The organism is Novosphingobium sp. 17-62-19 (assembly GCF_002256775.1).
Lineage (GTDB): Bacteria > Pseudomonadota > Alphaproteobacteria > Sphingomonadales > Sphingomonadaceae > Novosphingobium.
Map to the genome: position 1 here is coordinate 1 of NZ_NCII01000107.1, position 10,314 is coordinate 10,314.

Sequence of the window (10,314 nt, forward strand, 5' to 3'; positions counted from 1 at the left end):
ACCAGGCTGTCGTCATACCTTTCCGACGCTAGCACCGTCAGCGTTCGCCGTTCGTTCGACCCTAGCGTACGTAAAATTCACTTTCGTGCAGTGACCCCTTGGTGCCTGCGACCACTTCGGCGTGCACTTCGCCAGTTTCCGAACGGATGCCAGCAACAGCGATCTTGCCGACCATGCCACGACCAGCGCGAAGCTTCTTGTTCGCGTGCTTGTTCTTTTCGCGGCCACCGATGTAGGTTTCATCAACCTGCACGTGATCGCCCATGCCGCCGTCCTGTCCTGACAGCCACGTTTCACGAATGCGCTGTGCGAGGAACCATGCCGACTTCTGCGTGATGCCAAGTTCGCGCGCCATCTGCGTTGACGGGATGCCCTTGCGCGCCGTGGTCATCATGTAGATTGCCATAAGCCACTTTTGGAGCGGCAGACGGCTTTCAGCAAGCACGGTGCCAGTGCGGACGCTGAAGTGCTGGCGGCAATCGCGGCAGCGGTAAGGCATGGGCTTCATGCTCTTAACCGACGCGACCGACAAGCTACCGCAATGCGGGCAGGAGACTTCGCCGTTCCAGCGGTTGCGCTCAAAATACTGCCGTGCAGCTTCTTCATTCGGGAAGCGTTCAAAGAACTGATACAGGCTGACGGTTTTGGGCTTGTCGTTCATGAAACCTAACTAGCCAAGTTTTCCGACAACGTCAAATTATTTTTGGCTAGTTAAGTATATAGGCCCCGCTGAATTTGGGTACATCGTATCCTTTCGGGGACCCCTCGCGTCTTTTGTTGGCTGCGCTATGAACGCGGTTCGGCCATCCGCACAAGATCGGCAAGCAGGCGCGTTGTTGGCACTTCTACGCCCGCTTGGGCTGCGAACTTTTCTATCGCGCCGTTGATCGATTCGATCTCTGTCGGGCGACCGGCAAGACGGTCTTGCAGCATCGAGGGTTTGTGCGTGCGGTGATTGGCCAGCGCGAAGTCGATCTTGGCCTTGAGGCGGGCGCGGTCCACTGTGATGCCGAGAGCGGCGGCAGTGGCGATGGTTTCGTCGAGGACCTGCTCTGCGATGCGGCGGCCCTCAGCGCAATCCAGCCCGCCGACCGGCAGGCCGGTGATGGTCGAGAGCGCATTGAGCGCGGCGTTAAAAGCGACCTTTTCCCACACGGCGGATTGCACTTTCGCATCCGCAGCGGCGTTGAGATCGCCTGCGTTGAGCCATGCCACCACGGCATCGGCATGGGCGTGCGCTGCCGCATTCACACCGCCCAGCCAGATATGGCCCTGCCCGTGCGAGGCCACGGCATTCGGCCCTTCGAGGTCTGCGGGAAAGTCGGTGACTCCCCACAGGATGCGCGCCTTTTCAAACACATCGGCAATTGCTTCGACATTGCCGAGGCCGTTCTGCAAGGTCAGCACGAGACAGCACCCGTCATCCAGATGCGCAACCGAACCGATGGCGGCGGCGCTGTGCATACCCTTGGTCATCAGGATCACCAGATCGACCGCCCCTGCCACGTCTGCCGCAAAGGCCGCGCGGACTTTCGCGACATGATGCCCGGCGTCATCGTGCAGGTGAATGCCCTCACGCCCGATGAGGTCCAACCGATCTGCGCTGACATCGACGACGGTCACGTCCTGCCCGCCGAGCGCCAGCCGCGCGGCGAAAAGACAGCCCATCGCTCCGGCACCGACAACCACCACTTTCGCCATGACAAAGTCCCCTCACGTATGTGCGCGAGTGTCCCTGCGATTCGGGCCGGGCGTCAACTCCCCGATTCAATTGGCCGATTCAATTGGCCGTTTGCAGCGGGAAGTAATCGAGGAACTGCCGGGCAGCGCGCGTGAGCAGACCTGAGCGGCGGCGGTACAGCAGAAACCGGCGTGTCCGCTCCATGGCTGGCACGTCGAGTTTGCGCATCAGACCATTGGCCAGATGTCCCGCCAACAGTGGCTGCGGCAGCCAGCACAGCAGGTTGCTGTTTGCACTTACCGCAATCATCATCTCGACCGATCCCGTTTCCACCGCGATCACTGGCGGCGCGAGGCCCAACCCGGCGCAGATTGCTTCGAATTGGATTCGCGGAGTCATGGCCTTGCCAGGCATGACCCAGCCTTGGCTGCCGAGCTGATTCATCGTGGGGTTTGATGGGATAGGGTTTGCCATTGCGCAAAACACCGCGAAATCATCGGTGTAGTCGCACGTGCCCATAAGTTCGGCACTGGCGGGATCAAGCTCGCTGGCGGTGACCGCAAGATCGATGCGCCGCCCGGAGAGCGCATCGCCCAGTTCGCCGTCCACTGCCTCTATCGCTTCGGCGGTCAGTTGCGGAAAGTCCTGCAACAGCCTGCCCAACGATTGCGCGACAAGGGTCCGCATCACGGCGGCGACCGCGCCGATCCGCACCGTGCCCCGGCGCAACCCGCGCAAGGCATCGAGTTCGGCACGGGCGGCGAGCATTTCGGATTGTAGCAGGCGCGCGTGCGGCAGCAGCGCTTCGCCCGCAGCGGTCAGCGTCATGCCCTTGCTCTGGCGTTCGAACAGGGGATGGCCGAGGCCCTGCTCCATGCGTTGGATCACGCGGCTGAGCGAGGGTTGGGTGAGGTGAACCAGCATGGCCGCACGGCCAAGGCTGCCGGTTTCTGCAACGGCAAGGAATGCGCGCAATTGGCGTTCGTCCAGATCCATGCAATTTATGTATGACTTTGAGCCAAATATGCAATTGCAACTATCGCCGTAGGGCAACACACTGCCGACCAGCCTGATGCCGCAACCGGCACGCGCACTTGGGAGAATCTATGCCGACCGTTCGCCACGCCACCGTTGCGCTGCTGCGCGAACTGGGCATGACCACGATTTTCGGCAATCCGGGATCGACGGAACTGCCGATGTTTCGGGATTTCCCAGAAGATTTCCGCTATGTCATGGGGCTTCAGGAAAGCGTCGTGCTGGGCATGGCCGATGGCTTTGCGCAAGGGACGCGCAATGCCGCGCTGGTCAATCTGCACAGCTCTGCGGGCACGGGTCATGCGCTGGGCAACCTGTTCACTGCATGGAAGAACCAGACGCCGCTGGTGGTGACGGCGGGGCAGCAGGCGCGTTCCATCCTGCCCTACGAGCCGTTCCTGTTTGCTGAGCGGCCTACCGAATTTCCTCGCCCATTCGTGAAGTGGGCTTGCGAGCCGGCCCGCGCGCAGGACGTGCCTGCCGCCATCGAGCGGGCCTATCACGTGGCGATGGAGCCACCTTATGGCCCCACGTTCGTTTCGATCCCCATCGATGATTGGGACCAGCCGTGCGAGCCGCACCCCGCGCGCCGTATCCATGCGCGGCGGGTGCCCGAACGCGCGGTGATCGGTGAATGCTGCGCGGCGCTGGCCAAGGCTTGCGCGCCTGCAATTGTAGTGGGTGCGGGCGTGGCGCGCGATGGCGCGTGGGATGCGGTGATTGCGCTGGCTGAACGCCACAAGGCGGCGGTATGGGTTGCGCCGATGTCTGCGCGGTGCAGCTTTCCCGAGGATCACCCACTGTTTGCCGGGTTTTTGACCGCAGGGCGTGAGGCTATTGTTTCGGCGCTTGCTGCGCATGACTTCGTGCTGGCGCTGGGTGGGCCGATGAACCTTTACCACGTGGAGGGCGCTGGCCCACACATGCCGGAGAATGCCGAAGTCTGGCTGATCGGCGACAACCATGTCCACGCCGCATGGGCACCGGCGGGCACGGCCATAGTGGCGAACTGCGATGCCGCGCTGGCGATGCTGCTGGAAGGTCCGGCTCCGGCGCTGGAGCGCATTGCGCCGCCGCCCTGCCCCCGTCCGGCGCGATTGGACGGCAGCATGATGACCGACGCTTTCGTGTTGCAGCAGATTGCATCGCTGCGCCCGCAAGGCGCGATCATCGTGGAAGAAGCGCCTTCGAGCCGGGGGGCGATGCACGATCACTTGCCCATCGTGGCGCGCGATACATTCTACACCACGGCGAGCGGCGGGCTGGGGCACGGGCTTCCTGCGGCGGTCGGCATGGCGCTGGCACGGCGCGATGAAAAGGTGGTCGCGGTGCTGGGCGACGGGTCGGCGATGTATGCCATTCAGGGCCTGCACGCGGCGGCGCAACTGGGGCTGCCGGTCAGCTTTGTGATTCTGAAAAACGGACGATACGAGGCGCTGCACAGCTTCGGTCGGCACTTCGGGATGCAGACGCTTGTCGGCACGCAGTTCCCCGAACTCGATTTCTGCGCGCTGGCGACGGGGCATGGCGTGGTATCGCGCCGGGCAGAGGATGCCGCCGCGCTGGATGCCGCGCTGCAATGGTCCTTCGCTGCTGATGGGCCGACGCTGGTGGAGGCTGTGGTAGCATGACCATCGACACAGCGGCCTATGTCGACGACCGGCCCGATGAGGGCATTTTCCGCGTGAACCGCGCGATCTTTACCGACGAGCAGGTGTTCGAGGCGGAGATGGCGCGGATTTTCGAAGGTGGGTGGGTGTTCCTTGGGCTGGACGCGCAGGCCCCCGGCCCCCACGATTTCTTCACCGCCTTTGCCGGGCGCGTGCCGATTCTGGTGCAGCGCGATGGCGAGGGCACTTTGCGCGCGTTCGTCAATTCCTGCCCACACAAGGGCGCGCGGCTGGCGCAGACGCAGGCGGGCAACGCACGGCTGCACGTGTGCCCCTACCACAGCTGGAGCTTTGACAGCGCGGGGCGCAGCAAGGCGGTGAAGTGGCACAAGGCAGGGTGTTACAGCGCCGCGTTCGATCAGCAGGACCATGGGCTGGCGGCTATCCCATGCTTTGAAAACTATGGCGGATTCCTGTTCGGCAGCCTCTCTGCCGATGTGCCGCCGCTGGCCGACTATCTGGGCGAAGCGGCCAAATTGCTCGATCTGGTGGCGGACCAGAGCGAGGCGGGTGCCGAACTGGTGCCGGGGCAGGTGACCTTCACCTATCAGGCCAACTGGAAGCTGCAGTTGGAAAACTGTTCGGACGCCTATCACTTCACCTCGGCGCACCCGTCCTACATCCGCGTGCTGGAGCGGCGGCAGCAGGAGACAAGCGGCGAGGTTGTCGCCTCAGTGTGGGAAAACAGCGACTACTGGAAGGAAGAAACGCAGGGCGTGGGTGGCGGCAGCTATTCGTTTCCAAATGGCCACGTGCTGAACTGGGGCGTGTTCGGCATAACGCCTGCCATCCCGCTTTATGAAAGCGCCGCCGTGCTGGCGGAGCGGCACGGCGAGGGCAAGCGCGACTGGATGTTCAACATGCGCAACCTGACGATCTTCCCCAACCTGCAAGTGGCGGAAAATGCATCGAGCCAGTTGCGCGTGATCCGTCCGATCAGCCCCGGCCTTACCGAAATGCGTACGTGGTGCATTGCACCCAAGGGCGAAAGCGATGCCGCGCGCCGCCAGCGCATTCGGCAATACGAGGATTTCTTCAATCCCACCGGCATGGCCACGCCCGACGACACGGTGAGTTATGAGAACTGCCAGATCGGCTTTGCCGGGAAGGTCGATCCGTGGCTGCAAGGCTATACGCGCGGGATGACCGCATCGGTGGAGGGCGGAAACCGCTTTTCCGAGCGTATCGGCATGAACCCGGCCCGCAGCGTATTGGCGGATTCGCAGTTGTGCGACGAAACGCTTTACCACGCATACTATAGAGCATGGAAAGAGCGCGTGGGAGGCGCTGAGTGATGGCAACATTGACCCGCTCCCAAGCCGAGGAACTGCTGTTCCGCGAAGCGCTGCTGATCGACACGCGGCGCTATGACGAATGGCTGGCGATGTTCACGCACGACATCGAATTCTGGATGCCCGCGTGGCGCAACGAAACCGAGACGACCACCGACCCCGACCGCGAGCTTTCGCTGATCTACTACAAGGGTCGCCGCAATCTGGAAGACCGGGTGATGCGGCTGACATCGGGGCTGTCCACCGCCTCCACCCCGCCGCCGCGCGTGATGCATGTTGTCAGCAACGTGCTGCTGACGGCGGCAGATGCCGACGCGGCAGAAGTGAGCGCGGTGTTCACCTGTCACCGCTTCGATGTGCGGATGAACCGCGCCGAGTGCTTCTTCGGGCGTTATGAATATGCATTGCGGCGCGAGGGCGAGGCGTGGCTGATCGCGCGCAAGAAGATAACCCTGCTCAATGACACGATCCCGACGGTGGTGGACATTACGTCGATCTGACGCCACGGTTTGCGCATGAAGCTCCGTCTCTTTCTTGCTGCAATCGCTGCTGCCCTGCTGACCCTCGCGCCCACCGCCATCGCGCGCGAAACCGCGTTCCCGGCAATGTCGGAAGAGGCGCTGGCGCCCAAGACGACGCCCAAGGGCTATGATGTGACGGTCATCGTCTTTTCCGACTACGACTGCCCCTATTGCAAGAAACTGCACGGCACACTGGCGCAGTTGCTGGCGCGCGATCGCAAGGTGCGGATCGTGTGGCGCGATTGGCCGATCTTTGGCGAGGCCTCGCTGCTGGCTGCACGCGCCGCTATCGCCAGCCAGTGGCAGGGCAAGCACGCAGTGTTCAACGCCGCGCTGTTTGCGCAGCCGGGGCGCATCACCGATGCTTCGGTGCAGGCCGCAGCCAAGGCGGCAGGTGTCGATTGGGCGCGGTTGCAACAGGATATGAAAGCCCGCGCCAAAGAGATCGACACTGTGATCGGGCGCAGCAACGCGGGGGCCAAGGCGTTGGAGTTTCAAGGCACGCCGGGGCTGCTCATCGGCAACGCGCGCTTCGGCGGTGCGGCACCACTCACGCAGTTGATGGAAGCGGTGGCGCAGGCTCGCAAAGACGGTATCGGGTAGCCTCCGATGCTGCGCCACAGTATCGGGTTTGTTGCTGAATTGCGGCACGTTTAGCGGTTTTATCGATAACTGTGATGAGGCAAACCCGTTGGGCAGCCTTCCTGAACTGACATATCCCTTTGCCAGCCCGCGTTCGTGCGCGGGAAAAACAGGAGGAGAGTCAGCCATGACAATCAGGAAATTCACTTTGGCCGCACTGCTGGCCGCCGGATCTACGCTGGCGTTGACCGGGGCTGCCCATGCGCAGGACAGTGGCGCTTCACCCACTATCGCTGAAGGCACTGCGACAAAGGAATGGTGGCCCAAGAGCGTGGGCCTTACGGCGCTGCGCCAGAACGAAGCCGTCAACGCCAATCCCTATGGCCCGGATTTTGATTACGCCAAGGAGTTCGCCTCGCTCGATCTGGATGCGGTGAAGGCCGACATCCGCAAGACGCTGAAAACCTCGCAGCCTTGGTGGCCTGCGGACTATGGCCACTATGGCCCGTTCTTCATCCGCATGGCCTGGCACAGCGCGGGCACCTATCGCACGGCCGATGGTCGTGGCGGGTCTGACGGCGGCGAACAGCGGTTTGAACCGCTCAATTCGTGGCCCGATAACGTCAGCCTCGACAAGGCGCGCCGCCTCGTCTGGCCGATCAAGCAGAAGTATGGCCGCAAGCTTTCGTGGGGCGATCTGATGGTGCTTTCGGGCACGGTTGCCATGGAAGACATGGGCTTCAAGACGCTGGGCTTTGCCGGTGGCCGCGTGGACGCATGGCAGCCGGACTTGGTGTTCTGGGGGCCTGAAACCAAGATGCTGGACGACAAGCGTCGTGACGGCAAAGGCAATCTGAAGGGTCCGCTGGGCGCAACCCAGATGGGGCTGATCTATGTGAACCCCGAAGGCCCGAACGGCGTGCCCGATCCGCTGGCTGCCGCCAATGACATCCGCCGCGCGTTCGGCGCGATGGCCATGAACGACGAGGAAACCGCTGCGCTGATCGTGGGCGGCCACACCTTCGGCAAGGCACACGGCGCGCACAAGCCAGAGGAGTGCGTGGCGGGCGACCCCGGCATGGGCAAGATCGAACAGCAGGGCCTTGGCTGGGCCAACAAGTGCGGCAAGGGCAACGCCGAGGACACCGTATCGAGCGGGCTTGAAGGCGCATGGTCGGCCAATCCGATTGCATGGAGCAGCCAGTATCTGGACAACCTCTACGGCTTCGAATGGGTGAAGACGAAAAGCCCGGCAGGCGCGACGCAGTGGATACCCAAAGACCCTGCGGCGGCAACGCTGGTGCCCGACGCCCACCGCCCGGACGTGCGGCACGCACCGATCATGTTCACCACCGACATCGCGATGCGGGAAGACCCCGGCTTCCGCAAGATCACGATGGCGTGGCAGAAGAACCCCGATGCGCTGGCCGATGCCTTTGCCCGCGCGTGGTTCAAGCTGACGCACCGCGATATGGGTCCGCAGGCCCGCTATCTGGGCAAGGACGCGCCAAAGGTCACGCTAGCCTGGCAGGACCCGCTGCCTGAAGCCAAGTATGCCATGGTCGATGCGGGTGACATTGCGCAACTGAAGAGCAGCATCCTGTCTTCCGGCCTGACCACGGCGGAACTGGTGCGCACGGCATGGGCCTCGGCCTCGTCGTTCCGTGCCACAGACATGCGCGGCGGTGCCAATGGTGCACGTCTGCGGCTTGCCCCGCAGAAGGACTGGGCGGTGAACGATCCGGCAGAAGTGGCCAAGGTCACGGCCAAGCTGGACGCGATCCGCAGCAGCTTCAACAAGGGGGCCAAGGGCGGCAAGCAGGTGAGCCTCGCCGATCTGATCGTGCTGGGCGGCAATGCCGCCATCGAACAGGCCGCAAAGGCTGCGGGGCAGGACGTAGCCGTCCCGTTCACGCCGGGCCGCGTCGATGCCACGCAGGCGCAGACCGACGTGGATTCGTTCAACTTCCTCCAGCCAAAGGCCGATGCCTTCCGCAACTACTACGCGGCAGACTCGTTCTACGCTCCGGTTGAGGCGATGATCGACAAGGCTGACATGCTGAACCTGACCGTGCCGGAAATGACCGTGCTGGTGGGCGGTATGCGCACGCTGGGGGCCAATGCCGGTGGGTCAAAGGCGGGCGTATTCACCGACCGTCCGGGCACGTTGACCAACGACTTCTTCACCAACCTGCTGTCGATGGATAACGTCTGGACCAAGGCCACAACGCCGGGCCTCTATGAAGGCAAGTCTCGCAACGGCGGCGCGGTGAAGTGGACGGCAACGCCGGTCGACCTCGTGTTCGGATCGAACTCCGAACTGCTCGCCGTGGCAGAAGTCTATGCCTCTGACGATGCCAAGGCCAAGTTCACGACCGACTTCGTGGCAGCGTGGACCAAAGTGATGAACGCCGACCGCTTCTGAGCGTTTGGCTTTCCGGCCCGGTTCCGGGCACAGCGGCGGCGGGGCAATGCTCTGCCGCCGCCTTTTTGCTCGCTGTGCGGGCAAAGTGGTGCACCCGACATGAAAGTGATGGACACTCAACTCATTGAGAAATTTTGGTGCTGCGGGCCGCGTGAACTACAACATGCACGCAAAAAGCCGAGAATTGGGACAAACCAGTCAGGCGGGTTTTGAAATACAAATATCTGCACGCTACCATCCCAGCAACGCTGTGTTGGGGGTAGCACTCGCCTTGAGCAGAAGGCGCCAGCGGTCTGTGGACAGTCCTTGCGAAAGGCACGCGCCAGTGAGGATTTTGCGGGCGCGACTTGAACCGGGCCATCAGTTCGCAAGTTGCTGGAAAGTCCGACATAGGGGCTGTCGAGGAGATAGCGGGCGCCAGACCGGGAGTTTTCGATGAGCCGCGCCATCTGGATATCCTCGTCTGCCAGAGGCTGCGCGGATGCGTCTGTGTCTCACGGGTTGGCAATGACGATGCTCCGGTCGATAGCTCGGCCTGCTTGGCTTGACTGGTACACAGCCCAGGCCGGCATGGAGGCTGCTCACCATGCTGCTGATCTGCCGGAACCTGACATTGGTTCGCCTTCGATGCCTCCCGCACGTCAGCCGCCTGCCGATGAGACTTACGCGGAAATCCCGCAAGCCGACTTCTGCAAATGCTGGGCAAAAGAACCCCAGCGCTTCACATCAGACCCACACCATCAATCTCCGGGACCAAATAGCTAAAAGTGGCCTCCTGCCACCAGCAGGAAGCCTGAATCACAACGCCGCCGCAAAGGGAAACCCCGCCGAGGCAGTTCGTGTGGAAAACGCTCTAAAGCGCCACTCTCAACGCAGCGGCGCGCAACATTTCCTACAGTCCGTACTCCTTGCTTGGATGCCCATGCCTATGGAGCAGTGAGAGATCAGCAAGTCGCATCGCATACCCATGCCGACCGATAAGTTCCTCGACACGTTCGAGCAGATCGAACTGCGCGGCGACAACTACGATGGCCGGTTGAGCGGCGACTATGATGGCCGGTAGGATCGGTTGTCTGGTCTGATCGTAGGGAGGGGCGCAGCCCCGACC

7 protein-coding genes and 1 pseudogene are annotated in these 10,314 nt (G+C 62.7%); 5 read left to right on the plus strand and 3 right to left on the minus strand.

Annotation, left to right across the window (positions count from 1 at the left end; all coding sequences use genetic code 11):
• Positions 1-91: 91 nt before the first annotated feature.
• From B7X90_RS16355 to B7X90_RS16365, 3 genes and pseudogenes are all read right to left on the minus strand, one after another.
• Positions 92-661, minus strand: a pseudogene (locus B7X90_RS16355) (IS1595 family transposase); the annotation flags it as partial.
• A 125-nt stretch (positions 662-786) separates the two neighbouring features.
• A complete protein-coding gene (locus tag B7X90_RS16360; protein ID WP_292626197.1) occupies positions 787-1,701 on the minus strand; it encodes a 2-dehydropantoate 2-reductase in 915 nt (304 codons plus the stop codon).
• Positions 1,702-1,780: 79 nt separating this feature from the next.
• Positions 1,781-2,677, minus strand: coding sequence for a LysR family transcriptional regulator (locus B7X90_RS16365; protein WP_292626199.1), 897 nt, complete (start codon positions 2,675-2,677; stop codon positions 1,781-1,783).
• Between the two features lie 158 nt (positions 2,678-2,835).
• Between B7X90_RS16365 and mdlC the strand changes: the two genes are divergently transcribed.
• The 5 genes from mdlC (at position 2,836) to katG (ending at position 9,206) form a co-directional block, all read left to right on the plus strand.
• Positions 2,836-4,347, plus strand: a complete 1,512-nt coding sequence (gene mdlC / locus B7X90_RS16370) for a benzoylformate decarboxylase (protein WP_292626213.1) — start codon at positions 2,836-2,838, stop codon at positions 4,345-4,347.
• Complete coding sequence (locus B7X90_RS16375) at positions 4,344-5,681, plus strand: aromatic ring-hydroxylating dioxygenase subunit alpha (RefSeq protein ID WP_292626202.1); 1,338 nt, start codon at positions 4,344-4,346, stop codon at positions 5,679-5,681. The genes mdlC and B7X90_RS16375 overlap by 4 nt, the downstream gene beginning before the upstream one ends.
• Positions 5,681-6,178 (plus strand): aromatic-ring-hydroxylating dioxygenase subunit beta, encoded by a 498-nt coding sequence (locus tag B7X90_RS16380; protein WP_292626204.1) that lies wholly within the window; start codon positions 5,681-5,683, stop codon positions 6,176-6,178. The genes B7X90_RS16375 and B7X90_RS16380 overlap by 1 nt, the downstream gene beginning before the upstream one ends.
• A 15-nt stretch (positions 6,179-6,193) precedes the next feature.
• On the plus strand, positions 6,194-6,802 hold the full coding sequence (locus tag B7X90_RS16385) for a DsbA family protein (RefSeq protein ID WP_292626208.1): 609 nt from the start codon (positions 6,194-6,196) through the stop codon (positions 6,800-6,802).
• A gap of 166 nt (positions 6,803-6,968) precedes the next feature.
• Positions 6,969-9,206 carry a catalase/peroxidase HPI gene (katG, locus tag B7X90_RS16390; RefSeq protein ID WP_292626211.1) on the plus strand — a complete coding sequence of 746 codons (2,238 nt, stop codon included), beginning with the start codon at positions 6,969-6,971 and terminating at the stop codon, positions 9,204-9,206.
• Positions 9,207-10,314 lie beyond the last annotated feature (1,108 nt).

Coding starts and splice junctions, on each gene's coding strand:
- B7X90_RS16360 (WP_292626197.1), bottom strand. CDS start 1,701: ATGGCGAAAGTGGTGGTTGTCGGTGCCGGAGCGATGGGCTGTCTTTTC.
- katG (WP_292626211.1), top strand. CDS start 6,969: ATGACAATCAGGAAATTCACTTTGGCCGCACTGCTGGCCGCCGGATCT.
- B7X90_RS16385 (WP_292626208.1), top strand. CDS start 6,194: ATGAAGCTCCGTCTCTTTCTTGCTGCAATCGCTGCTGCCCTGCTGACC.
- mdlC (WP_292626213.1), top strand. CDS start 2,836: ATGACCACGATTTTCGGCAATCCGGGATCGACGGAACTGCCGATGTTT.
- B7X90_RS16365 (WP_292626199.1), bottom strand. CDS start 2,677: ATGGATCTGGACGAACGCCAATTGCGCGCATTCCTTGCCGTTGCAGAA.
- B7X90_RS16375 (WP_292626202.1), top strand. CDS start 4,344: ATGACCATCGACACAGCGGCCTATGTCGACGACCGGCCCGATGAGGGC.
- B7X90_RS16380 (WP_292626204.1), top strand. CDS start 5,681: ATGGCAACATTGACCCGCTCCCAAGCCGAGGAACTGCTGTTCCGCGAA.